Annotated in this window: 16 protein-coding genes; 11 read left to right on the top strand and 5 right to left on the bottom strand. The window is 44.3% G+C overall.

The window, feature by feature from the left end; all coding sequences use genetic code 11:
* Positions 1-13: 13 nt before the first annotated feature.
* From PAEAM_RS11760 to PAEAM_RS11735, 6 genes are all read left to right on the top strand, one after another.
* A complete protein-coding gene (locus tag PAEAM_RS11760; RefSeq protein ID WP_243391314.1) occupies positions 14-1,531 on the top strand; it encodes a sensor histidine kinase in 1,518 nt (505 codons plus the stop codon).
* The gene (locus tag PAEAM_RS11755; protein WP_100527621.1) at positions 1,531-3,141 is read left to right on the top strand and encodes a response regulator transcription factor; all 1,611 of its coding nucleotides are present in this window, start codon (positions 1,531-1,533) and stop codon (positions 3,139-3,141) included. The genes PAEAM_RS11760 and PAEAM_RS11755 overlap by 1 nt, the downstream gene beginning before the upstream one ends.
* A gap of 96 nt (positions 3,142-3,237) precedes the next feature.
* The gene (locus PAEAM_RS11750) at positions 3,238-5,469 is read left to right on the top strand and encodes an FAD-dependent oxidoreductase (protein WP_100527620.1); all 2,232 of its coding nucleotides are present in this window, start codon (positions 3,238-3,240) and stop codon (positions 5,467-5,469) included.
* A 17-nt stretch (positions 5,470-5,486) separates the two neighbouring features.
* Positions 5,487-6,695 carry an SGNH/GDSL hydrolase family protein gene (locus PAEAM_RS11745; RefSeq protein ID WP_100527619.1) on the top strand — a complete coding sequence of 403 codons (1,209 nt, stop codon included), beginning with the start codon at positions 5,487-5,489 and terminating at the stop codon, positions 6,693-6,695.
* A 307-nt stretch (positions 6,696-7,002) separates the two neighbouring features.
* Positions 7,003-12,030 (top strand): golvesin C-terminal-like domain-containing protein, encoded by a 5,028-nt coding sequence (locus tag PAEAM_RS11740; protein WP_165789883.1) that lies wholly within the window; start codon positions 7,003-7,005, stop codon positions 12,028-12,030.
* A 339-nt stretch (positions 12,031-12,369) separates the two neighbouring features.
* On the top strand, positions 12,370-13,257 hold the full coding sequence (locus tag PAEAM_RS11735) for a cation diffusion facilitator family transporter (RefSeq protein WP_100527617.1): 888 nt from the start codon (positions 12,370-12,372) through the stop codon (positions 13,255-13,257).
* 127 nt (positions 13,258-13,384) lie between these two features.
* On the opposite strand, the gene PAEAM_RS11730 is transcribed toward PAEAM_RS11735, so the two are convergent.
* The 4 genes from PAEAM_RS11730 to PAEAM_RS11710 form a co-directional block, all read right to left on the bottom strand.
* Entirely contained in the window at positions 13,385-13,855 is a 471-nt protein-coding gene (locus tag PAEAM_RS11730; protein ID WP_100527616.1) for a ferritin-like domain-containing protein, read from the bottom strand.
* 106 nt (positions 13,856-13,961) lie between these two features.
* The gene (locus PAEAM_RS11725; protein ID WP_100527615.1) at positions 13,962-14,402 is read right to left on the bottom strand and encodes a hypothetical protein; all 441 of its coding nucleotides are present in this window, start codon (positions 14,400-14,402) and stop codon (positions 13,962-13,964) included.
* Between the two features lie 449 nt (positions 14,403-14,851).
* Positions 14,852-16,228: an MmgE/PrpD family protein gene (locus tag PAEAM_RS11715; RefSeq protein WP_243391332.1), complete on the bottom strand. Its 1,377-nt coding sequence runs from the start codon at positions 16,226-16,228 to the stop codon at positions 14,852-14,854.
* Positions 16,229-16,391: 163 nt separating this feature from the next.
* Entirely contained in the window at positions 16,392-17,351 is a 960-nt protein-coding gene (locus PAEAM_RS11710) for a LysR family transcriptional regulator (RefSeq protein ID WP_076327529.1), read from the bottom strand.
* Between the two features lie 232 nt (positions 17,352-17,583).
* On the opposite strand from PAEAM_RS11710, the gene PAEAM_RS11705 reads away from it, so the two are divergent.
* Genes PAEAM_RS11705 through PAEAM_RS11690 form a run of 4 tightly spaced genes read left to right on the top strand, consistent with a single transcriptional unit; the run spans position 17,584 to position 22,064 of the window.
* Positions 17,584-18,141, top strand: a complete 558-nt coding sequence (locus tag PAEAM_RS11705; protein ID WP_100527611.1) for a DJ-1 family glyoxalase III — start codon at positions 17,584-17,586, stop codon at positions 18,139-18,141.
* 12 nt (positions 18,142-18,153) lie between these two features.
* Complete coding sequence (locus PAEAM_RS11700; RefSeq protein WP_207765563.1) at positions 18,154-18,708, top strand: DJ-1 family glyoxalase III; 555 nt, start codon at positions 18,154-18,156, stop codon at positions 18,706-18,708.
* A 27-nt stretch (positions 18,709-18,735) separates the two neighbouring features.
* On the top strand, positions 18,736-20,637 hold the full coding sequence (locus PAEAM_RS11695; RefSeq protein WP_100527610.1) for a glucose PTS transporter subunit IIA: 1,902 nt from the start codon (positions 18,736-18,738) through the stop codon (positions 20,635-20,637).
* 11 nt (positions 20,638-20,648) lie between these two features.
* A complete protein-coding gene (locus tag PAEAM_RS11690; RefSeq protein WP_100527609.1) occupies positions 20,649-22,064 on the top strand; it encodes a 6-phospho-beta-glucosidase in 1,416 nt (471 codons plus the stop codon).
* Positions 22,065-22,178: 114 nt separating this feature from the next.
* Here the strand turns inward: PAEAM_RS11690 and PAEAM_RS11685 are convergent, their stop codons facing one another.
* On the bottom strand, positions 22,179-23,540 hold the full coding sequence (locus tag PAEAM_RS11685; RefSeq protein WP_100527608.1) for an alkaline phosphatase: 1,362 nt from the start codon (positions 23,538-23,540) through the stop codon (positions 22,179-22,181).
* 354 nt (positions 23,541-23,894) lie between these two features.
* Here PAEAM_RS11685 and PAEAM_RS11680 point away from each other — a divergent pair, with 354 nt between their 5' ends.
* Positions 23,895-25,709 (top strand): glycoside hydrolase family 43 protein, encoded by a 1,815-nt coding sequence (locus PAEAM_RS11680; protein ID WP_100527607.1) that lies wholly within the window; start codon positions 23,895-23,897, stop codon positions 25,707-25,709.
* The last annotated feature ends 25 nt before the right edge of the window (positions 25,710-25,734 follow it).

Below are 25,734 nucleotides of genomic sequence, written 5' to 3'. Positions count from 1 at the left end.
AGTCGAAACATCAGTGAAAGCCAACATTAACAATACCGAAGTGATTAAAAAGCAATTAAGGGAGCTGTATGAACTCAACAGTATTTATGTCAGTAATATTTATTTGATCAAAAGTGATTTATCCATTCTGGGTGGAAGTACACCTACTCGAATATTCGATGAACCTTTATCTGAAAGAGCACCTTTATTTGATGCGGCTGACAAAAATAGAAGGACTACCTTTGTTAGTGAACCTTACAAATCGAAGTATTCTGGCTGGACCGTTACGATGGTTCGATATCTGAACGGTGCTCCGTTTCCTATGGCTATTGCGGTTGATTTGGATCTAAATGCCATTGAAGAAACCTTATTCAAGATTAATAAACAGGAACAAATGAATCTGGCTCTGATCACTTCGTCAGGTAAGATCATTGCCGGATTTTCTGAAAATAAAGGACCTCTGAATATTCAAGATCATTCTTTTTCGATCGGAGAGACGTCAGCGGAAGAAATTCTGGATACGACAGAAACAAACCTTCAACTGTATACCAACGATGGTATTCCGGTCTCCCTTTTGAAAAAACCAACGGAGAAGTTCAACTGGACCATCATCTCGATCAACGATGAATCACGCTTAAAAGCAGCGTTGTCCAGATTGGAAACCTATTACCTCGAGCTACTCGCTGCAGGTCTTATTTTAAGTTTGTTCATTTCTTTTTTGGTTGCCAAATATATAAGAAAACCACTTTATACGCTCAAAACAAAAATGAAGCAGGTAGAGCAAGGCATCCTCACAACAACAATAACCATTAATCGAAACGATGAGTTTGGAGATCTTTCACGAGCATTCGATCGTATGTTACAGCAAATTGTGGGACTGATTCGCCGGGCCGAGCTTCATAATGAACTTGAGCGGAAGCTGGAAATCCAAGTGTTACAGTCTCAAATAAACCCACATTTTCTGTATAACACACTTGGTTCAATCAGCAATGTGATACGTCTCGGACAAATAGAGAAAGTAGATGTGGTGATCGGGTCACTTATTTCATTATTGGAGTATGGGATAGACGATGCATCTGAGAAGGTTTCCCTACGCCAGGAATTACGCAATGTTGCGGACTATATCGAGATCCAGAACATTCGGTATAACCGAAACTTCCACTTGATTGAAGATATCGAAGCAGGACTGATGGATTTCCCAGTTTTCCGGATGCTGTTGCAGCCCCTTGTCGAGAATAGTATCTTCCATGGTTATAACGGAGGGGGAATTGAGGGGCCTATTACGATTCATGCATACAGGGAGGACGGCATCGTCATCATCGAAGTTGTTGATCAAGGTGAGGGAATTCCAGCTGATAAAATAAAACATATTTTAAACTCAGAACCGAGTGAAGAGGAAGTAAAAAGAAAAAGAATTGGGCTGAACAATATTCATGGGCGAATAAGACTTCACTACGGAGATCAATTCGGGCTGGATATCATAAGCATACCTAAGGAAATAACCCGTATACGCGCTGTATTCCCGGCAGAATTGACAAAAGGAGATGCATAATGGGGAGAGACTATACCTGCTTCATTGTTGACGATGAAGACCTGATCATTCAACGATTGGAATTGTTTTTTAATGAACTCTCTCATAGGGATCGACGATTTGTTCTGGTGGGCAAAGCGAATAATGGGCTGAATGGGATCGAGGAGATCATAAAACTTAAACCGGATATCGTCATATCCGATATTGTAATGCCGCGAATGGACGGAATCTCCATGATTGAGCAGCTCAAGGCGGAGCTCCCCCATACCCAGTACATACTTCTGACCGCCTATTCATCCTTCGAATACGCTCAGCGGGCGATTCAAGCCAACGTATTGGAGTACATTGTAAAGGTTCCGCTGAGGGAAGCCGATTTGAATCGAGCGTTGGATAAGGCAGCCGGAATTTTAAATGAGTTTGAGAAAAAAGAGGCGGAATTTCACTCGTTAAACGTATCCGTGCTTGAAAATAAATACAGAGTCCGCAAGCAATTTTTTAACGAATTGATCCGAGGTGAAATTCCTTCTCATCGGGCATCGGATTTTGCCAATCGCATGCAGTTTCATTTCTTTCAAGCCAACTATTGCTGCTTCATCGTTGAGATGAATACGTACGAAAGTTTCCGAAACGAATACGCGGCCGCAGATCAAAACATCTTGAAGTATGCGATAACAAATATCATCGAAGAAACAGTGATGAATGGTAGTAGTGGGGTAGCTGCGGATCTGTCGGATAATCGTTTTATTGGTTTTCTATCCTGGGAAAATAACCGCAGTGATATGGAAACGGAATATGCTTGCCTATCTTTGGGAGGGCAGATCATCTCTCATTTGCATCAATATTTGAATAAAAGAGTATCTGTCGCTTTTGGAAGTCCACACCGAGGCTGGGAATCGATCAAACAGGCGTACACGGAAGCTAAAAATGTGAGTGAGGATTTCTATTATCATACCGAAAAAGTCGTAAAAACACCGATGCATCGGTTCCAATACCATAATGACAAAAAAGCAGACTTTCAGCAGAAGCTTGCTGATTTTCTTATACGCCTGAAGAGGAAGATTTCCAAGGAAGAGCTGGACAATGCACTTGCCGATCTGTCGCAATTTGTTTCGGACCATAAAATTCACAAGTCTATCATGGCGCCAATGATTAGAGATTTGTACAGAGACATTACCGTGAAATTTAAATCGGGGAATAAGATGGCCACGGAAGTTCCAGACTTCCCCATGGAATTTATGGCATTTCAGGAGCAGCTCGCCTATATTGGCGATTTCACATTTGAATACGTGCATGCGGGCCAACTATTACATCGTGCAGAAATTATGAGTGCTATGCATTTTATAGAGACAAACTTGAAACAACGTTTAACGTTGGAGGCAATTGCGGAGGAAGTGAATCTAGCGCCATCGTATTTTAGCAGCTTATTCAAAAAAACAATGAACGAAGGCGTGATCAGCTACATTAATCGTAAAAAAATCCATCTCGCCCTCGAGTTGTTAAACGTCCGGGATTATTCTTTATTGGAATTGTGCGAGGAAGTAGGCATCGTCAATGAAGGGTACTTTTGCAAACTGTTCAAAGAATACACGGGTGATACACCTAAGCAATATCGGATAAAAATGACACGGTAGGAATCCAAATAAGGATGCAAAAAATGTATGATTTTTTCGCGAAATCCTGTAAAAAAAAACGGACCAAAACCATTACCATGATAGGAGCATCTAATCATGGAGGTTATCAAAATGGAGCTTATGAAATCAGATGTAACCGTCATTGGTGGAGGAGTTGCCGGGATATGTGCTGCCATTGCTGCCGCACGCCAAGGTCTGCACGTTTCACTTATTAATGATCGACCGGTTCTGGGGGGAAATGCGAGCAGCGAGGTCAGAGTTCACATTAACGGGTCGGCATATCTCGGAAACAGTCCATCCTATTATGCTCGCGAAGGCGGGTTGGTGGAAGAACTCAAGCTGAAGATCTTTCATTATAATCCGTTATACAACAAGAAGCTTATGCTTTCGCTATCAGATACGGTCTTGCTCGACATGGTTTATGATGAGCCTAACATTTCTCTGTTTCTGAATACATGTGTACATGAAACGGGTATGGAGAACGGCAGAATTCAATGGGTGGAGGGCCTTCAATTGGCTTCCGAGAGAAAATTCCGTTTTGAAAGCCCTACCTATATCGATTGCTCCGGGGATGGGATTGTTGGGTATCAAGCAGGTGCTCACTTCCGATGGGGAAGAGAGGCGAAGCATGAGTACCAGGAGGAGCTGGCTCCAGAAGTGGCGGATCATTACACGATGGGCGATACGATTCTGTTTCAAGCCCGTGACGTAGACTATGCCGTTCCTTACAAAAGGCCTGGATTTGCGTATGATATTACGAAATTGGAGTTTTTCGATAGTATCAGAAAAGGATTAAACCATCGGTCTTTTCCAAGGAAAATCAACGGGCTTGGTGGATTGTGGTGGCTGGAATACGGCGGACATCTGGATATTATCAAGAATAATGAAGACATCGCATTGGAACTGCGGAAATTGGTGTACGGGATATGGGATTATATCAAAAATAGCGGTGAGTTTGATGATGTAGACAATCTCATCCTGGATTATGTATGCCCGATTCCGGGAAAGCGGGAGTCGAGACGGTTTATAGGGGAACACATGCTGTCTCAGAACGATCTTACAGAAAAGACTCATTTCGAAGATGCGGTATCCGTCGGAGGTTGGTATATGGATCTGCATGCGAATTACGGCATCTACGATGAAGGGCCGGCTACCGCGTGGAATTTCGTGCCGGGATTGTATAATATCCCGTTTCGCAGCTTATTTTCACGTAATATCCCAAATCTCATGTTCGCTGGCCGCAATATAAGCGCTACTCATGTGGCTTTTGGCTCTACAAGGGTGATGGCAACTTGTGGTTGTATGGGGCAGGCGGTAGGAACGGCTGCTGCGTTATGCGTAAAATATGATACAAACCCTGCGGACATCGTCAAAGCCCATATGGGTGAGCTTCAGGCGCAGCTGCTTCGAGACGGGCAAACGATTGTAGGGCTTCAAGAGCCGTTAGATCCTTATTTCGCAGACGGATTAACGATTCGTGCCTCGTCTCAGCGAAGTTATGAACAACTTCATCCAACCGAAGAGATCTCCTTGGAGAAAGCGATATGTTTGGTCTTGCCGATTCAGACACCCGTGGTTGAAAGCGTGCAGATCAAAATTAAAAATAGATCCGAGCATTCGGAAACGTTGCAAGTGAAGCTGTTTGGTGGGGATCGGAAGGAAAACTATATTCCCACCAGCGAGCTGAAAGGCTACAACTTGGTGATTTCAGCGGGTCACGATGACTGGATTACACTGGACCTCAACTGCAAGAAGCCAGAAGACGACAAAATCTACATCGTATTGGAAGGTACGGCGAGCCTTGCCGTGTATGGCAATGAAGAGAAAATGACTGGAGCGGTGAGCTTCCTTTATAGACCGGAAGAGCCATCCAGGCTGAAGAAGCTTAATAAGAGCATTTGCTTCAAAGATCTGATACCATCCCAGGATATATATAATCCCGCGAATGTCGTCAACGGTTTCTCCAGACCTTATGGTCTGCCGAACGTCTGGATTTCGGAACGTACGGAAGGACAGGAATGGTTGGAATTTGGTTTTGCAAGCCCCAAGAATCTGGATGAAATCCATCTTGTTTTTAATTCGCAGCTGAATTTGGAGCATTTCGATGATCCAATCGAGCCATTAATTCAAGATTATGATGTGACTTTAACCTTGGAAGATGGAAGCGAGAGTGAAATTAAAGTCCGTGGGAATTATCTTTCGTTGAACAAACATCAGGTGTTTGCACAAGGTGTAACCCAAATCCGGTTTGATTTCTGTGCAACATATGGTTCGCCTTATTATGAAGTGTTTGCTGTAAAATTTTTTGCTCCTAAAAACGCTAAGTGAGGGCGGGTGAAGTCGAGATGAAGGAATTTTTCCCACGAAGAGGGCTACCTAATGTCATTCAGAAGTTGGAAAATGGAGAAACAATAACAATCGTTTATTTCGGCGGCAGTAATACACGTTCTGAAGGATACAGGGTCATGACGGCGGATTGGCTGCGGGGGCAATATCCCCATGCGGATATCCGCTCTGTGAATGCAGGCATTGATGGGACAGGATCGGACCTCGGCTGCGCCCGTTTGGAGACAGATGTACTGCGTCATCAGCCTGATCTCGTGTTTGTTGAATTTGTTGGCAATGATGGCGGAGTTCCCGAGTCCAAAGCGCGGATCGAAGGCATTGTCCGACAGATTCGTAAGCGCAGCCGGTTTATCGATATCCTGTTTGTATATACGGTTAAGGAGCGGGATTTGATCTCATTTCAATCCGGCGAATACCAGAAGGGAGCTCTTATGCAAGAGGAAGTCGCCGACTATTACGGCATTCCTTCCATTCATCTGGGCGTAGCGGTCAGTCAATTGGTTTCGGATGGAAAACTTATTTTTACTTCAAGAGCAGACGTGTCCATCCCCGGAGCCGTTATTTTCACGCATGATTCTATCCATCCAACAATTCCCGAAGGACACCAGATCTACACAGACACCATCATTCGGTCGTTTGAGAAAATGAGCGAACTTCGAGATCACGTGGGAAAAGTCGAACATCACTTGCCGCAGGACCCATTGGTCCCGTCCAATCCTTGGGAGTATGCAACCATGCAGCCACTGGATTATCTTACTCATTTTACCGCAGGGTGGTCTTACGTGACCTCTGATGACTTTCCTTTAGTGCGTGAGTATGATTGGTTGTTCCCCGGTCTATGGCGAGCAGTTGATCCCGGAGAGGCGATCACAGTGGAGTTTGAGGGTACCCACATCGGGCTATTTGATATCGGGGGGCCGGATTCTGGCCGATTGAAGGTGTCGGTGGATGGAGGGGAACCCTTCCTTATTGATCGATTCACACCCTATAACGATCATAATCGAAATCAATATGTTTTCTTGCCGGAGCTACCAAATGGGAAACATACAGTTCGCTTCGAGATCGATCAGGAGAAAACTGACAAAGCGGCCGTGTTTGAGGCAAGTGGCAATGAACGAAGTATGGAACATGTTCGGCAACATCCAGCTTGGTATGATCAAACCGTCATTCAGCTTGGAAAGTTGTTATTGGTGCAGCCGCCTTTATAATTGATAAGTCCTCTTGCAACACTTGGAAGACCTATATTCTATCTGACTGCTACTGAGCAATCAATTAGGATGTAGGTTTCTTTTTTTACTTAAAATCGTATAAGAAATTCTTAAAATGAAAGAAATATCACCGTAATCTAACATGCTAAGATAAAAACGACAGAGCGGAATTAGACAGAAGGGGAAGGTTAATTGCTTTTTTACAATCATTTGAGCAAAAGGCAATGCATTTATGGAAGCGTTATCATTTTAAGGAGAGGCTGTGAATTGTATGGTCAAAAGGAAGCTGTTTTTCTTCATCGTTTTCATGTTGACGGTCGTAGTTCCTTCCAGCCTGATCGGAATAAGGACCGCTTATGCGGAGACCTTACCTTATCAGACAATTATCATCGATGACGGGAGTATCAAGATCAATGATGTTGTGACACCTGATGCGGGTAACGAGAACAATGGATATGCGGCTCCGAATTGGACTACAAGCACAGGGGTGAAGGGGTATGATCTTTCCAGCACCAAATATACGAGTACAGCAGGCAGAACGATAACATGGAATCCACGCTTGGAAGCAGGAACGGCGAAAATATCGTTCTATAAGCTGGATTGGGCGGATAAGGCTGATAGCAATGTAAAAATCGAAATTGTTCATAATGGAACAACGGATGTAGTCTTTATGGATCTAAGACCCTCATCTGGCGCTCCAGCAGGGTGGGTTGATTTGGGAGAGTACTATTTTTCTGGAGTTGGTGAAGAATTCGTTCAATTGACCCGGTCTACCGGCACCACAAACACGATCCTTACACGCGCGGATGCGGTCAAGTTCGAAGGGAATATAACGCAGAAAGAGCCACATAAGACAATCATCATTGATGATGGGAGCCTCACAATTGATCATGTCGTTACGGTTGATTCCGGCAACGCTAATAACGGATTCTCCGCTCCATATTGGAGCACAAGCGCGGGAGTGAAGGGATACAATAATTCCAGTTCCAAATTTACAGACGCTGTAGGTAGAAGCATCACCTGGAATCCACGCTTGGAAGCAGGGACGGCGAGAATATCGTTTTATAAGCTGGATTGGGCGGATAAAGCAGATAGTAATGTGAAAATTGAGATTGTTCATAACGGGATTACGGATGTTAAGTTTATGGATCTAAGACCTTCGTCAGGTCCATCGGTTGGATGGGTGGATCTGGGGGAGTATGAGTTTAGTGGTAATGATAGCGAATTTGTCAGGCTGACTCGAACACAGCCTTCTACGGGTACAATTATTACGCGGGCTGATGCAGTCAAGTTCGAGGGGAATATCCGTCAACAGGCACCACCGTTGCCCCCGCTGCGGAGCCGCACATTAACGAATCTCAGTTACACAGAGAAAGGTAGCATCGAAAATGATAACTATAAGGCGACCTTCTATGAAGCGGCATGGGATGAAGGTAAATCCATCGTGCGTGACATGTTCTACAAAAACACGGAGACAGGGAACTGGGTTCCAATCAATAATGAATCGGAAAGACTTGAGGAACAATGGGTTTTATTGGACGGGAATGCGGGGAGCCGAACCAATTACTACGATACGATGAACAAACGCTGGATTACATTCGACGGGGTCCATTTTCCAGACAGCCAGACTGCGGTATTAACCGATTCTACGCATGGCAGTGATTACGATTTTGAAGTGAATTGGTCCATGGCAGGGGATAAACCAGATGTTTCTTTTGCCTTTACACCTCGCCGCGACGGCAATTATGTGATTGGATATCAGTCCTTCACAACAGAGACAGTCTCGGGCATCAATGAAGTGTTAAATGGATTCAGGTCCCATGCCAAAATGGTAGGTACGGTGGAATCAACAAGTTTAAGAGAGCTGAGCGCTCCGATGAGCCTGGTTGAGAAAAAAGATGGTTCGGGAAATCCATTAACGTATGGCGTATTTGTACCTTCGGCAGAGCTTCCGGTTGAATTTGAACCGACGGGAGGTGTGACGAAACAACGGCTTGGCATGAGCCTGGTCAACAACGAAGGCAGTGTGCAGCCCATCCTGTATGCCCCTCAATTAGGGACTTATTCGCAAATGACCGCAGAAAGCACGTATCAATTTCATATGGGGCTAATTGCTCAAAAAAGCAATCTATATGATTCCTACGTGGATATTCTTCGCAATGAGTACGATTATTCGGCATACCGGGAAAATGTGTCAGATCAGTCGCTTACTGACGCGATGTTTAATATGATCGATTTGCTTAAGATAGAGCCGCAAGGAGACGACTCTGTTAATTATGTCCCATCACCCAGCGGGTGGTGGAGCCGTGCCAAGGGTTTTATTGATATCGAAAACGAGGATAGCGTCCGAACAAGCTCAAATGCGGTTCTTTTGGGAGCTTATTATTTAACTGGGGATGACCAGCTTTACGATACGAGAGCACTACCGTCCGTCCAGTATGGCGTATCGCGAAATGGTATCGGTTGGTCGCCAACGCAGAAGAAAGTATACGGTGTGCCTTCTTTATGGAAAATGGCTACTCTGCCTTTTGATGTTTCAAGCGTAGCGGCTGTTAATCAGATGATGGGCACATCGGGAGGCATTGGTGCACTCGCTCAGGAAGAGTACCTTGTACGTGACCCGGATCAGAAAGACCGTGGGCCTGTCATTCAGCCCCTGATGATGTATCGGATGACGGGAGATGCACAGTATTTGCAAGCTGCGAAGGATGCAGCCGACAGTTATATCACGCAACATATCGATACGCCTGCATCCGTCGATGTGAGTAAAAATGAGTTCATTTATTATTACAGCAAGCTGTGGATGGAGATCTTGGAGCTATATGAGGAAACGCAGGATCCCAAATACTTGGATGCCGCCTATATGGAAGCCAAACGCTATGCAACCATGTTTGTTGCTCGTCCAGTTCCTGAAGGTAACGTTACGATTCCTCAGCCGGAGACATATAATTACGCCGAGTCGTTCCATTGGCCGGAAAGTGGTAAATTTCAATATCCTAGGCTCAAGCTTCCCGAAGATATTGCCGGAGGTGTTCAAGCGGAGCGTTGGCTTGTTTCACCGAGCGGATTGACGTTTGAAGCAGGAAGTACAACCGGCTATTATCGGATGAATGCTCAGGAAGCTCCGTTCATGCTGAGATTGTCGCTTTATACAGGGGATGAACTGCTACAGGATATTGCTCATAATGCGGTTATTGGACGATATTCCAGTTATCCAGGTTATTATTATAAAGGCTTCGCCGTTAGCCAACTTGAACCGGACTTTCCTCTGGAAGGCCCAAGCGGGGCTACATCCATCTATTATCACCATATCCCGGGGCAACTCGGGCAAACGATGGATTATTTGATCAGCGAACAATCATTGAAATCGAACGGCAGTATTACGTTTCCTTCCGTTTTTGAAACGAATTTTTTATGGTTCAAATATCACCTCTACGGGAATAAACCAGGTCAATTTTATGGTAATTCGGACGTTTGGCTCTGGATGCCCAAGGGGATTATTAAGACCAACCATCCTCAATTGAACTGGATAACGGGTGAGAGCGGGGATAAATTTTACATCGGATTAAGCAATGCATCGTCTGAAGAAGTTCAGACTCCGATTGAATTGAATGAACAGATCATTGGATTCAACCCGGCACAAGATTACGCCGTAACGATTATCCGCGACAATGGTACACCAGAGCAAACGGTTATGAGTGGTGGAATCATTCAAGCTACGGTTTCAGGCAAGGGCATCACCGCGATCATTGTAGAAGGACTTAACATTAATGTGCCGCTGCATCAGGTTAGAACGGCAGATACATCGGATGCAAGTTATTTCTTTGATACCCACAGTCCAATTGATGCGGTTAAAGGCATGCTGATGGTTAAGCCTGACGAAACGGTTTATGATGCTTATGTGCAGGCCAAAACAACGAAACCAGCGACAATCCACTATTCCTTGGATGGCGGGGCAACGTACACGACCATCCCAGATACGATCTATCCGATGGAATGGTCGATACGAGTGAATGATCTATCCCAAACCTTTACGTATTACGTGGAATCGGAGGGGAAGCAGACCCGAAAGCGGACACTTTATCTGCCTGATCAGGTAACGGAAACTCCAGTCCAACCCGATGGGCAGGATAGTTCAACCATCATCGTGGATAATACGGAGGCGGAGACAGAAGGCGTCTGGATAAGGGATACGACGGCTGACAACTATTACTATGATAACTATGTGTATGCCAAATCTACGGCTGGCACAGCGACAAGTAAAATGAGATGGCGGCCAGCGCTGCCGGAAAGTGTCACTTACAGTGTGTATTACAAGATTCCGCAAATCACCGCTGCGAGTGAAAATTGGGCAACAAATGCCTCATTTACCGTTTATCATAGCGGAGGCTCCGAGACGGTTACAGTTGATGAGACAACGGCGAATGGTACTTGGGTGCACTTGGGGGATTATCCTTTTGCTGCAGGCGATAGCGGGTACGTGGAATTAACCAATAAGGCCAACAAGTCCAGAGTCGTTGCCGATGCTATCATGTGGGTGGACCCAAACAGGGTACCGCAATTGGAGTCTGCTGTGATCCTGTCCGATCGGAACGAATTGCAGATGACTCAAACCGCACAACTGAGCGTAACTGGCTATCTGGATAACGGTTTGGTCGGTGATCTTACACAGGCCGATGTGCAGTATTTCGTTGATCGTACGGATCTTGCCGAAGTGAATAGCAGTGGGGTGTTGACCCTTCTTAATCTTGATGGGGACACGGATCACATTGAGGTATGGGCTACTGTCACGATTGACGGAGTAACCTTAACCACAGCGCCTTTGAATATCACGATCAGGGACCTAACGGTTATCGTCGATAGTACAAATACAACGGGGTTATACACGACAGAAGGGTCGTGGAGCCAAAGCAATTTAGCCGGATACAAAATTGGGGTTAAATCCCGCTATTCAACAGTTCAAGGATCATCAGCGACGTGGAAAGGCGAGTTTCCAGAAGGGAAATATACGGTCTCGATCTATAAACTCGTCCATACGACGGGAAATGATAATAATGTCAAAGTGGAAGTGCAGCATAAAACGGGTACCGAGGTCATCTATATGGATGCAACGGTCGGCTCATCGGGTTGGGTTAATCTGGGGACGTTCGACTTTACGGGTGACGGTAGCGAGTATGTCCGGTTAACCAGAGTTAGCCCTACAACGGTAGATCCGCCAACGCTTCCTGCGGATATGATCTATACGAGGGTTGACGCAGTTATGTTCGAACGGCATTCCGATGATTCGGAGCTGCTTGCTAATGAGGAGCCAGGTGAACCGACACTTTCTGAATAATGGCAGTGAATTATGAATGGAATTGGAACAACGGTAAGTGATGTTATACAAATTTATTGTAAAATAACGCTAAGAGCCGAGTGGATCAAAACGATCCATTTGGCTCTTTTTGTCTAGGTGCAAGAAAGTATGGTTACCAGGAAGGCAGCCGGCCACCTTCCTCTTACCACCCATTAAGCACTTAAGTTTGCCAAATCCAACTTTTTTGGGTTCTCGTAAAAGTCTTGCCGCATTCAGATTATGTTTCATAACACTTAAAACGTTTCTCTAGACCCACACAAATGTTCGATGATACCATCATAAACGTGCCAGAAATGAAGATAGCAGGGGGATATCATTGTGGATCAACTCAAATACGATAATCTAAAGCTGGGGGAGCGCGGAGCCATCATCAGCATTATCGCCTACATATGTTTGACCGTATTAAAACTGGTCATTGGTAACATGGCCGGATCAGAAGCACTCAAGGCGGATGGATTAAACAATGCCACTGATATTGTGGCCTCAATAGCTGTACTGATCGGTTTGAAGCTTGCCCAACGCCCCGCCGACAAAGATCACAGATATGGTCACTGGAGAGCAGAGACTGTTGCATCACTAGTTGCTTCTTTCATTATGATGGCGGTAGGTTTGCAAGTACTGTTTGAAGCCATTGGTTCTGTGTTTCAGGGTACACATGAATCTCCGGATATCATCGCCGCTTACACAGGCATTTTCTGTGCGGTTGTCATGTATCTGGTCTATCGCTATAACAAAAGACTTGCTACACGTATTAAAAGTCAGGCGGTCATGGCTGCAGCTCGAGATAATATCTCCGATGCCTGGGTGAGCATCGGTACGGTCATCGGAATCGTGGGTTCCCAGTTCGGCCTCCCATGGCTGGACCCTGTAACGGCTGTCATCGTAGGTTTCCTGATCTGCAAGACCGCTTGGGACATTTTCAAGGAAGCCACGCACCATCTGACCGATGGTTTTGATGTTGAACTTATTCAGGAGTACAAAAAAACGATTGCCGGAATTGACAGCGTAGAGACAGTTAAAGACGTGAGAGCGCGGAACTATGGCAATAACGTTGTAGTAGACGTTGTCATAACAGTCCATGCTGGCCTGGACCTTCAACAAGCACACGATATCTGTACAGACGTGGAGAACGAGTTAATGGAGGAGCATGACGTATACACCGTTCACGTTCATGTTGAACCTGATATGTTGGAAGAGTGCATTTAAACTCAGGATTATAAAAGTGAGACTCAGCAAAGCAAAAAACCAGTGAGCTTTACTCATTCACTGGTTTTTTGCTGATTTCAATTGTTCATCATTAAAAGAATCCGCACGTTATTTATCCCATACATGACTATCTAGGCAAATTGTAGGTAATCAGATTGTTATATTTATCGGCATGTTTCTGTTCGTCCAGGATGATTCCCCACACCGTGTCTTTATATATGCCATAAGGGAGACCAAACCATATTTTTCTATACTTTTCCACGGCCGCCAATTCACCCTGAAACGCCTTTTGCAGTCCGGCAAGATAAGAGGTGACTGTCTCAACCGGCTCACTGCTTATGCCCGTAATCTCCTGACCTGTCAGATCCTTGTACATTTGGCGGAACATTTGATTATGTCCGCGTTCATCATTGCGGATGCTCGTGATGATAGCAGCCTGATTGGCATCAGGTGACATCTGAATCAGTGAATCATAGAATATCTCATCATTTCTTTCTCCTTGAACAGCCGTCTTGATTAATTCAAGCGCTTCGGCTGAAGATGTTGCCCATACCGGAGTAAAAGTGTACCTGTAACCATAAGGATATGCCACATACATTACGAATCCCTCCAAGACGAATATGAGTTAAGATATGCACGTATGCCCATCAGCGTTAACCCATATCATCTGTCCTGCCTTATTAGTCGAAAGCTTCAGTGAAACTTCACTTCGTATACCTCAATAGTTTACTGTAACCATAAGCAAGAACAAATGGCAGGAGGTATGACAAAAAGGTCCAAAGAATGTTCCATCCATTAAAATAAATGACATGCCCCATCATTTTGGCAAGCCATTCTAATAATGTGAGAGACGCGGCTGAAACAAGAATCGCCACCCATGGCTTGGCATCTTTGACTATGACGGCATACATCATCAGGCATCCGGCAATTGGATAGACCCCAAGATTCATCGGAAGAGCAGCGAAGGATTGGTTATGTGTATTCGGGAGAATATTCCAGAAGTAATTAAACCCAATATTGTTGATGCAAGACGCAATAGCCACGCCGAGTGGATAATATAGAATAAGGATTGTAAAGTTCCGACGCAGAATCCATACACCCAATATAATGGGAATGACCATACCCAACAAAAAATTTCCTAACATGCATTTTTCCTCCAAAGCTTGTTACTTGTATAGCTCACAATAAGCTGCATCACTCCGTTGTCTTCTCCTCCAGAAGGCGATCTACCTTATCTGTAAGTGCATCCAATTTTTTATCATAATGCTTGTACGTATAGAATCCAATGACTGCTTTGACTGCAAAAAAGAGCACCGCAGCAATGACAATGAGAATATAGTTGTGGGCAATCTGCCTTAACCAATCGTTAACTGCATTTATCGGATTTCTCTCCCTTCAATGCAAGTGGTTTTGTATAAGGTAACCAACTCCATGGAATATAATGCATAATAGCAAATTCCGAACAGGCATGTGTGAGTCCAAACGTTAAAAAGGCCGCTTATCCAACAAGAGTAAGCGACCTGGGTGAACTACGGTTCACCCTTTTTAATATTCATCTTATTCAACTGAGAATGGTATTAGCTAGTCAAGTCGCTTACACACAAAGCAGTTTATCCACATGATTTAAGTTCTCCAAATGTTGAATAAGCTTAAATCGTTCTTGTTTTGTTCCATCAAAAGGTGTTCCTTCAAGAAATCGATTGAATTTCTGTTCAAGCATATTCCAGCCAAACGGAGTTTCCATATCGCCTAGAGGTACAGGCATCCACCGTTCATATATACTGCCATCATGTGTTGTTATAACAACATGGGCAGCGCAAAAATGGGTCGGATTCTCAGCCAGATATTGCTGCACTTCATCATCCAGGGTTACTGTAATTTTTTGCACCAGCTCCTGAACCTCCGGATCGGTGAAGCTATTTAATATTAATTCCTCTGAGTCCATACGACCGTATTTGAGAGCCACGGCTGAAGTGAATTGTGTGCTGGCCTGTGCTCCGATTGCGGTCTTGGGCTTAGGATTCGTCAGACGATATACAAATGAAGAGGTCCTCACATCAACAGACTTGATCTTGGATGGTGTTAAACTATAGTCTTCACGAAGTTCCAACATAGCATCCAGAGTGGCGTGTAATCCACGCTGGCAGGCATGACGTTTGAAATAAATGTCAGTCACTTTAAAATCAGTTCCCAGTCCTTCCAGCACATGACTTGTGTCACAATGCCCGCTTGTTCCTTTGAAGGCCTGAAAGAATCCATACTTTCCTTCCAAAGCTGCATCAGGACCCGTGAAACCACAGGATGCCAGTCTCACGGCCCTTAATCCGGTCAATGCCGCCCAGCCACTGCATAAAATTTTCCCTGAAGTTCCATCATTCTGATATTCAATCAAACCTCCTGTGAACAGAGAAGCAATTCCCATCGCATCCTTGGTCTGCTTGGCATCTGCATTTGTTAATTTACTTACCAAGGCCGCTGCTGCGACAGCGCCGCATACCCCGGTAGCATCAAATCCTCTTTCCCGGTACATAAATGGATTGATCGCTTCGCCTAACCGAGCATATACGTCATAAGCCGCAACAATGGCGGTGATCATCTGTTTCCCATCGTTTCGGTGAAGCTGAGCCATACTTAACAGGAGGGGAACAAGCACAGATCCAGGGTGGCCCATGGCGTGGCGATAGCCGTCATCCAGGTCTGCACAACGTGCCATCATGGTATGAATAAAGACAGCATGATCTGTGCTAGTGCGAACATCCTGTTGACCAATCAATGAGACCAAGTCTTCATTTTTAATAATAGAGTCTGCCAATCTTGCATATTCCAAAATGCGCTCACTTGTTTCAGAGTATCGACCAAATACCATATTACCGTAAGAGTCCAGTATTACCTGTTTACCTACTTCGATAGCCCTCTCCGAGAGATCCTCATATTGAAGACGGGTTACGTAGTTGGCAAGTTCTACAATCATATGATTCACAACAGTTCACCTCGTTATTTTGACTTCAATCCGCAAATACACGGGAAGTTTACATAACAAGAATATAAAGTTGGCATGATGTTGAACTCAAGCACAAGTTAACTGCACTAACTCAACTTTTGTATGCACATAAGTAACTAAACGCCAATATGATTCAATTGCTTTGATGCAACGAAGGGGTGCAATAACGTTTGACTATTTTTTTAAAATCCTCTACGTAAGAGGGGAAAATTTTAGATTTGTGATAGATCAATGCGAGCGGGTGAAGATAAGAAAAATCAGCGATTGGAAATACATGAAGGTGAGAATTCGTATGATTAGACTCATTCAATGCATGAATCCCTGAAAGATACATCGTTAATGAAAAACTGGCCGCGTAATCCTCAGCACACAAAAGGTGATGGATATCCGGTTGCGTCAATTCGTTAATACAATGCAGGGATATGTTACGTTCAGCGAGATGTTTATCGAGCAAAATACGGGAATTGAAGTTTTTCTTATTCAGAACAAAGGGTACATGTTGAAACAGACTCAAATCCGCACCCTGGTTAAATGTTTCGATGCACTCGGGATATTGATCAGGGAAATACTGCTTGAGCAAATTGTCCGAGATCACCATGTACATCTGCTCAAGCAGAATCGTTTCATACTTTACATTTTGCGTTACGATATTGTCTACACCCGAGAGAAACAGATCCAGTGAATTGTTTAACACCATCTCCTGCATTTGCGGTGAGGTTGTACGATGAATTTTAAGCTCCACTTTGGGATGCAGGGCATAAAACTCTTTTAATAATTTCGGCACGATAATGGGATAGCGACCTTCGGTAACGCCAAAATGAATCGTGCCTGACTTATCCTCTTTAAGATCAGTAAGTTGATTCTCCATGTTTTGATCCAGCAGCTCAATTTGACGTAGCGTATCTTGCATAATTTTCCCCGCTGCTGTCAGCGCAATTTTAGGTTTTCTTTCGAAGAACGCAACACCATGTTTTTCTTCCAAGCTTTTTAGGTATTTGCTGAGTGATTGATGGGAAATATATAGTCGTTTCGCTGCATTGGAAATGTTTAACTCTTCGGACAGAACCAAAAAATATTTATAGTTATTAAGCATGCATACCTCCTGAGGGAATCTTCTGTGTGACTCTGATGTAAACACTATAGATGCAACACGGTTAAAGATCATCATACTGCAACTATTAGTTACATACAAGCAATCTAAATGTGCTTTGGGGTTGCGAATATCTATGATAAATTATGAATGTATTCACGATGTCCATAGCGGTGTAAGCGTGAGCAATATGCAAATGTCTGCTCCAAAATATAATTAACAGGAGGTTATGTGCGTGAGTAAAGTTGCAGTTCTATTAGCAGAAGGATTTGAAGAAAGTGAAACCCTGACGATTGTTGATATTTTGAGAAGAGCACATATCGAATGTCACATGATTAGTACAGCGGGTGAAATGGTTCGTGGTAGTCATGACATCGTGGTCAAGGCTGATGCGCTCATCAATGAAGATGTTACAACCTACGATATGATTGTACTCCCTGGAGGAATGCCTGGGGCCGCTAATCTTCGTGATGATGACCGTGTAATTCAACTTATTCAGGAAATGAACCAGTCCGGCAAATATGTAGCAGCCATGTGTGCAGCACCTCTTGCACTAGGCAAAGCAGGTGTGTTGGAGAACAAAAATTTTACCGCTTATGTAGGTTATGATCAGAAAATTGAAACGAGCGGTACTTTTAAAGAAGATATTGTTGTTAAAGATGGAAATCTGATTACAAGCCGCGGCCCTGCGACGTCTTATGCTTTCGCTTTTGCATTAGTGGATGCCTTAGGCGGAGACAGTATGGCTGTCAAAAATCGTATGGTATATTTCAATGCATTTGATGCTGAATAGGAGGGAACTGAAATGATGAATAAAGTAGCAGTATTGATGGCGGAAGGTTACGAAGAGGGCGAAACGCTGACGATTGTTGATATTTTGAGAAGAGCTGGCCTGACATGTGACACGTTTTATTTTGGCGATAAGTTGGTTAAGGGCATGCACGGCATCTTTGTAGAAGCAGACAAACCTTTTGGCGAAGAAGTAAAGCAGTATGACATGATCGTTCTGCCGGGAGGCCGCCCAGGTGGACAAAACCTGAAGGAAAATCCGGATGTAATTGACATGGTGCAGTACTTCAATCAGAACAACAAGTACATTGGCGCAATGTGTTCTGGTACGGTGGTACTGTCCGATGCAAAGGTCATTGAGGGCAAACAGGTAACAGGTTATGTAGGGTACGCTGAGAAATTGATTGGCGGCATCTTCAAGGATGAAGTCGTCGTAGCTGACCAGAATCTCGTTACAAGCCAAGGGCCTGCAACACCTTATCCATTTGCATACAAAATTGCAGAAATCTTCGGCAAAGATACATCAGGCCTACGTGAAAAGATGTTATACAACTTTGCCGGAGGCAAGTAAAGACAGCTAAGAGGGCGGGGGAATCATATGAAAACAGAGGAATTGGCTAAGGAGATTATCGCTAACATTGGACAGGATAATATTACGTATGCCACGCATTGTGCAACCAGATTGAGATTCAACGTAAAAGATGAGTCTCAGGTTAACTTGAAAGCGCTTGATCGACTGGAAGGTGTCCTGCGAGCCCAGTTTAACAGCGGTCAGTTACAGATCATCATTGGCGCAAAAGTGAAAAGCGTTTTTGACGCAGTAAGTGAAAAGCTTGACTTGGAAAATCAGGACATTGAAGTGAAAGCAGTACAACAAAAAAAGAATGTGATTTCCCGAGTCGTGGAAACGGTGGCAGGTATATTCGGGCCAGTCATTCCAGTGTTGATTGGGTGCGGTATGGTGAAGTCTGTGCTTGCAATCCTGACGACAATGAATATTCTTGAGACAACAAGTGGTGCGTACCAAACCTTTAATCTGATTAGCGATCTTATTTTCTATTTTTTCCCCTTCTTCCTTGCAGTCAGCGCGGCCAAGAAGTTCAAAACCAACGAATATCTGGCTGTGGCCCTTGCCGGGGCTTACATGTATCCCACCATTATGGAAGGTGCAGCAAAAGTGGCAGAGACGGGTGTTACCAGTTTAAGCTTTTTCGGCCTTCCATTATTGCTCGTGAACTATAAATCAACGATCATTCCGATTATTATTTCGGTTTGGGTGATGAGCTACGTCTACCGATTTGTTAATAAGCGAATACCCGATATGTTTAAAATTTTGTTTGTGCCGATGATTGTGTTGTTCATTATGGTTCCACTTGGATTAATTGTTTTCGGACCTTTAGGAACCTACTTCGGCAGTGGAGTTGCTCAAATTGTAACGTATTTGTATACGGTGAATGGCGTCATTGGTGCATTTTTGTTTGGAACATTCAGACCCCTTCTAATTATATTTGGCATGCATTACGCAATTACTCCAATTAACAGCCAGCTCATTGCTGAATATGGATACTCGGTAATTTCACCTGCGAACTTGACAGGAAATCTGGCTCAAGCCGGGGCATGTATTGGTGTATTCCTCTTATTGAAACATAAAGCGAGCAAATCCAGTGCTTTATCCAGTGGTGTAACGGCGATGTTTGGTATTACCGAACCGGCTATCTTCGGATTCAACCTTAAGTACAAGCGTCCTTTTATCTGTGCGATGCTTGCAGGAGGTATCGGAGCAGCTTACATCAATTTCTGGGGTGGAGGAGCAACAGCTCTGATTCTGCCAGGTATTCTGGCCTTGCCAACCTATATCGCTGACAGTTATATCCACATCATTATCGGGGTAGCAATCAGCATTACGCTCGCACTGGTTGCCGTCTTGATCTGGGGAATTGAAGAAGAGATTCCAGCTCCAATTGCTGCAAGTGTTGGCAATGGAACAGATGGTTCTGCTGCCGCTAATGCGATTGCGGCGACCTCAGAATCCCATGCTTTGACTCGACCAACCGGAACACTGATCATTGGCTCTCCGATTAACGGGATAGTTAAAAATATAACTGAAATAGACGATCCCATCTTTGCTCTGGGGAGCGGTGCTGCAGTTGAATCAATCGATGGCAAAGTATACGCGCCATTTGACGGTAAAGTTGTATCGCTGTTCCCAACCAAACATGCCATTGGACTGATGTCGAATGAAGGAGTGGAGATGCTTGTTCACGTAGGGATAAATACAGTCAAGTTGAAAGGAAAGCATTTCACAGCTTATGTGCAGCAGGATCAGGTGATTAAGCAAGGAGATCTGCTGATCGAATATGATCATGAAGCTATTCGCGCAGCAGGATTTGACACGGTCGTGCCCATCATTATATCGAATACTTTTGAATATCAGAGTGTTGAGCAGATTGCTGAGGATCGGGTTGTCCAAAACGAAGCATTGTTACGCATTCAAGCTTAGAGGTGGTAAATATGAGTAAATTATCTGAAGATTTTCTTTGGGGAGGCGCTGCAGCGGCCAACCAGTTAGAAGGTGGATGGAATGAGGCCGGCAAAGGAGTCAGTGTTGCAGATGTCATGACAGCAGCAACACATGGCTTGGAGCGAAGAATTACACAGGGAATTGAGGAGAATGTATATTACCCTAGTCATCAGGCTAGTGATTTTTATACAAGATACAAGGAAGATATTCAGTTGTTTCATGAGATGGGATTCAAATGCTTTCGAACCAGCATCGCGTGGACACGGATATTTCCAAACGGAGATGAGACGAAACCGAATGAGGAAGGTCTGCAATTCTATGATGACTTATTTGACACCTGTTTGGCATACGGGATTCAGCCAGTAGTCACCATATCTCATTTCGAAATGCCATATCATCTAGTGACGGAATATGGGGGATGGCGCAATCGTAAATTGATTGATTTTTACTTAAACTTCTGCGAAGCAGTCTACACCAGATATCGAACTAAGGTTAAATACTGGATGACGTTTAACGAAATCAATATGATTGTGCGCAAGCCATGGAAACCGGGAGGCATTCAGTGGAACGATGGGGAAAACAAACTTCAGACCATGTACCAGGCTGCGCATTATATGCTGATAGCCAGTGCCAAAGCAGTCAAGCTTGGTAAAGAGATCAACCCGGACTTTGTGATCGGCGGCATGTTCCTTCATCCAACATCATACGCAGCTACATGCGACCCTGAAGATGTGCTTGCCCAGGTCAAAAAACTTCAACAAGCTTACTTCTTTCTTGATGTACATGTCAGAGGCAAATATCCACGCTCATATTATGGGTTCCTGAAGCAGCATCAATTGGAAATTGAAACTGCTCCTGAGGATGAATTGATTCTGAGAGAAGGAACCGTAGATTATATCGGATTCAGTTATTACTCCAGCTCTGTCGTTATGGCTAATCCAACCGATCAGGACAAGAGTGAGGGGAATGAAATAAGCGGTTATAAAAATCCTCTCTTGCCTGCCAGTGAATGGGGATGGCAGATTGATCCGGTAGGTCTCCGGATTACATTAAACTGGCTGTATGATAAGTATCAGATCCCGCTATTTATTGTAGAGAATGGTTTAGGCGCAGTGGATACGCTCGAAGAGGATGGGTCAGTGCATGATCCGTATCGGATTGATTACCTTAGACAGCATGTGAGTGAGATGAAAAAAGCCATTCTGGAAGACGGGGTCGAAGTGATAGGTTACACTCCTTGGGGTTGCATTGACCTTGTCAGTGCCGGAACAGGAGAGATGAAAAAGAGATATGGCTTAATCTATGTCGATAAAGACAATGATGGAAAGGGTTCATTAAAGCGAGTTAAAAAAGATTCTTTCTACTGGTATAAAGAATGTATTAAAAGTCAAGGAAAAATAATATAACACTTCGTCAAGTACACGAATGATCAATTAAAAGCCCTTGTCTCCATCGGCAACAACTGGAGACAAGGGCTTAAGCTTTTTCAAAGATTAACCGAAATTTATTAGAGATTTTTTTTACTGGTGCTTGCTGAGAATATCAAATATGATCTTGGCATTATCTGTGTTGTCGATCAAACCAGCGAAGCGATGACTTGCCGGGCCGTAGGCATAAACCGGAACATCTTCACCTGTATGTCCACCTGTTGTCCAACCGGTAAATGAACGGTTATCAATAATCGCTTCAATAGCATTATCAATCTTTGTTACATCCGCACTTTTGGCTGCTTCGTTCACCGATTGAATCTCTTCAGGTTTCAACTCCAGTTTGAGATAACTTTTCAGTGTTTCTTCAACCGAAGCACCTTTTGCAATTTGTGCTGCCATGAAGTCAGGTGTGCGCAGTGCAGCTTTGATTGGGTCTACGAAGAAGTTGTATTCTCCGTCTTTTCCAAGCGTAAGTCCGCCCGTGGAGTGGTCGGCAGTAGCTACGACAAGTGTTTCACCGTCTTTTTTGGCAAAATCAATAGCTGCCTGAAATGCTGCTGCGAAATCATCCATTTCACTCATCGCGCCAACGATATCATTATCATGTCCTGCCCAGTCAATCTGGCTACCTTCGACCATTAGAAAAAATCCTTTGTCGTTCGAACTGAGGCGATCAATCGCTGTATTGGTCATCTCAGCCAATGATGGAGTTGCAGCAGTACGATCAATCAACTTGTCCAGACCTCCGTCCGCAAACAGTCCAAGAACTTGTTGATTCTTATCAGCGAGGAGAGAGGAACGATCCGTCACATAGCTGAATCCGGCCTTCTGGAACTCCTTCGTCAGGTCACGACCCTCACGTACAAAATTGGATTTCCCTCCACCAAGAAGTACATCCACCTTATGCTTGCCATTAATCAACTCATCATAATAATCGTCCGCAATAGCATCCATATTTTTTCGACTGATATCATGGGCACCAAATGCAGCTGGTGTGGCATGAGTGATCTCCGACGTAGCCACGAGTCCGGTGGACTTGCCGTTTTCTTTGGCTTGCTCAAGTACGGTTTTGACTTCCTTCTGCTCAGGGTCAACCGCAATGGCCGCATTGTATGTTTTCACGCCCGCCGACATAGCCGTTGCTGCGGAAGCGGAATCCGTTACATTTTGTTTATCATCATCCGGATAGGTCATTTGTGCCCCAACAAGATAAGGGTCGAATACGGTTTTGTCCATGCCCTTCGTTGAAGGATCATCTTTCATATAACGGTAGGCTGAAGTATAAGAGGTCCCCATGCCATCCCCAATGAGGAAGATGATGTTCTTGATTTGTTTTTTCTCCACACTTACAGCTTGAACGGCACTTGCTTGTCCGCCGGACAAGAGAGTAGAAGCCGATACAGCCAGAGTCAGCGCTACCGCTGGTAATACTCTTTTGGATAATTTCACAATGATTCCTCCTCGTAATATCTCAACAACAAAAATGAATGCATGAATCTATATTCATTTGTTCATCATTAAGAAGATTAGCATTTATATGTAAATGAAAACCAAGAACTTTGTATACCTGAGGTAAAATAAACAAATACGGCGATAACTTTAATTTCTTTGCATGAGGAGCAAGTCAAACATTTCAATTAGGGCATATGTTTCCGGCGAAAGATTCACATGATCTTCTACATACGAGATTATAAAAAAATACTCATTCTACTGTTTTTGAAGTATGATACAACATAAGTAGAACGCTTTCATTTTTATATTACTGTTAATATAAAATCAATTTCATTTTCAGGAGGCTCTTTACCATTGACCAAAACAACTCCAAATTATGATGGGTATCTCTTTGTACATTTTATTGGCGAACAACCAGACGGAGAGCAGGTTTATTTCTCCTATAGCGAGGATGGTCTTCACTGGAAGGACCTTAATGGCGGATCGCCTGTGCTGTTTTCCGACCTTGGAGAAAAGGGGGTACGGGACCCGTTTCTGGTTCGTTCAGTCAAGGATAATAAATTTTATCTGATTGCTACGGATCTCCGCATCGCAAGCGGCAAAGGATGGACTCATGCCGTTAATGCCGGGAGCCGTGACGTAATTATATGGGAATCCAGCAATCTCGTGAACTGGTCATCCCCATGGAACGTTACACTAGGTGTTGAGGGCGCTGGATGTGTCTGGGCACCAGAAGCTGTGTATGATGAAATGGCAGATGAGTTTCTTGTATTCTGGGCTTCTGCGACGAAGGAACCACAGGAGCAAGAACGAAAACAAAAAATATACAGTGCTCGCACAAAAGACTTTCGTACGTTCTCTTCATCGGAAAAATACATTGAGCGGGATAATCATATTATTGATACAACGATTCTTCCTGCGGATGGCTCTTATTATCGATACTCCAAGGATGAAACAACCAAAAACATACGGGTAGAAAAAGGAGACTCTCTCGACAAAGAGGCGTTTGTTACTTTGCAAGCCCCGGTACTGGAGGCTTTGGCAGGTGTGGAGGGACCTCAAATCTTTAAATTCAATGACCGGGAGGAATGGTGCCTGATTGTTGATCGATTTTCTGAAGGCAAGGGGTATCTTCCTCTGCTGACTACAGATCTGGGAAGCGGAGAATTCCGAATCGTCCCTGATGGTGAATTCGATATGGGATCAACTCAAAAGCGGCATGGAAGTGTCCTGCCAATCACAGCTGAGGAGTGCAGCCGGCTTCTCGCGGCTTTTGGGGATGGTCATCAGGTGCTTCCCGGACAATATGCCGATCCTGATGTTGCACAGTTTGGGGATCGTTACTATATGTATCCGACAACAGATGGCTTCGAGGGGTGGTCAGGGACACAGTTCAAAGTGTTTTCTTCTTCAGACCTGAAGCATTGGCAAGACGAAGGTGTTATCCTTGATCTGGGAACAGAGGATGTCACCTGGGCAACCGGTAATGCCTGGGCACCGGCAATTGCCAGCCGTAACGAAAAGTTCTATTTTTATTTCTGTGGCAAAATGCTGAACGGCGACAGTGCCATTGGCGTTGCTGTAGCGGATACACCGATTGGTCCATTCCTGGCCGAGTCGCAACCTTTGATCACAATGGAGCAGTTGAAACGTCTGGGCATTGCTATGGGCCAAGCTATTGATCCCTCCATCTATGTCGAAGATGATGGAAGACCGTATCTGCTATTTGGCAATGGACATGGTGCCATTGTGGAGCTTGGTGAAGACATGATAAGTGTCGTTGAGGACACAATGAGCAATCTGGCGGGCTTGCATGATTTTCGTGAGGCGGTAACCGTGTTGAAGCAGGGTGGACTATACCACTTTACATGGTCCTGTGATGACACAGGTAGCGAAGACTATCATGTGAATTATGGTACGGCAGAGCAATTATATGGTCCAATTACCTATCGATACCCAATCCTGAGCAAAAATGTGGAGAAGGGCATGCTGGGAACAGGTCATCACTGTATCTTTAATGAAAATGAAACCGGTCAACTACGGATTGCCTATCACCGTTTTGTAACGCCACTATCCAGATTTTCATCTGGAAAGGGGTATCACCGCGAAATATGTATGGACCCGATTCTTTTTGGTAAGGACGGACTGATTCAGCCGGTCATACTCTAACATAAGATGTTCAATTAAATCACTA

The sequence above is a fragment of the Paenibacillus sp. GM1FR genome (genome assembly GCF_002803315.1).
Taxonomy (GTDB): Bacteria; Bacillota; Bacilli; order Paenibacillales; family Paenibacillaceae; genus Paenibacillus; species Paenibacillus amylolyticus.
The sequence above is the reverse complement of the archived record's forward strand: the minus strand, read 5'-3'. Positions and strand labels throughout refer to the sequence as shown.

Coding starts and splice junctions, on each gene's coding strand:
- PAEAM_RS11750 (WP_100527620.1), top strand. CDS start 3,238: ATGGAGGTTATCAAAATGGAGCTTATGAAATCAGATGTAACCGTCATT.
- PAEAM_RS11700 (WP_207765563.1), top strand. CDS start 18,154: ATGATGAATAAAGTAGCAGTATTGATGGCGGAAGGTTACGAAGAGGGC.
- PAEAM_RS11725 (WP_100527615.1), bottom strand. CDS start 14,402: ATGTTAGGAAATTTTTTGTTGGGTATGGTCATTCCCATTATATTGGGT.
- PAEAM_RS11745 (WP_100527619.1), top strand. CDS start 5,487: ATGAAGGAATTTTTCCCACGAAGAGGGCTACCTAATGTCATTCAGAAG.
- PAEAM_RS11740 (WP_165789883.1), top strand. CDS start 7,003: ATGTTGACGGTCGTAGTTCCTTCCAGCCTGATCGGAATAAGGACCGCT.
- PAEAM_RS11710 (WP_076327529.1), bottom strand. CDS start 17,351: ATGCTTAATAACTATAAATATTTTTTGGTTCTGTCCGAAGAGTTAAAC.
- PAEAM_RS11755 (WP_100527621.1), top strand. CDS start 1,531: ATGGGGAGAGACTATACCTGCTTCATTGTTGACGATGAAGACCTGATC.
- PAEAM_RS11690 (WP_100527609.1), top strand. CDS start 20,649: ATGAGTAAATTATCTGAAGATTTTCTTTGGGGAGGCGCTGCAGCGGCC.
- PAEAM_RS11730 (WP_100527616.1), bottom strand. CDS start 13,855: ATGTATGTGGCATATCCTTATGGTTACAGGTACACTTTTACTCCGGTA.
- PAEAM_RS11695 (WP_100527610.1), top strand. CDS start 18,736: ATGAAAACAGAGGAATTGGCTAAGGAGATTATCGCTAACATTGGACAG.
- PAEAM_RS11715 (WP_243391332.1), bottom strand. CDS start 16,228: ATGATTGTAGAACTTGCCAACTACGTAACCCGTCTTCAATATGAGGAT.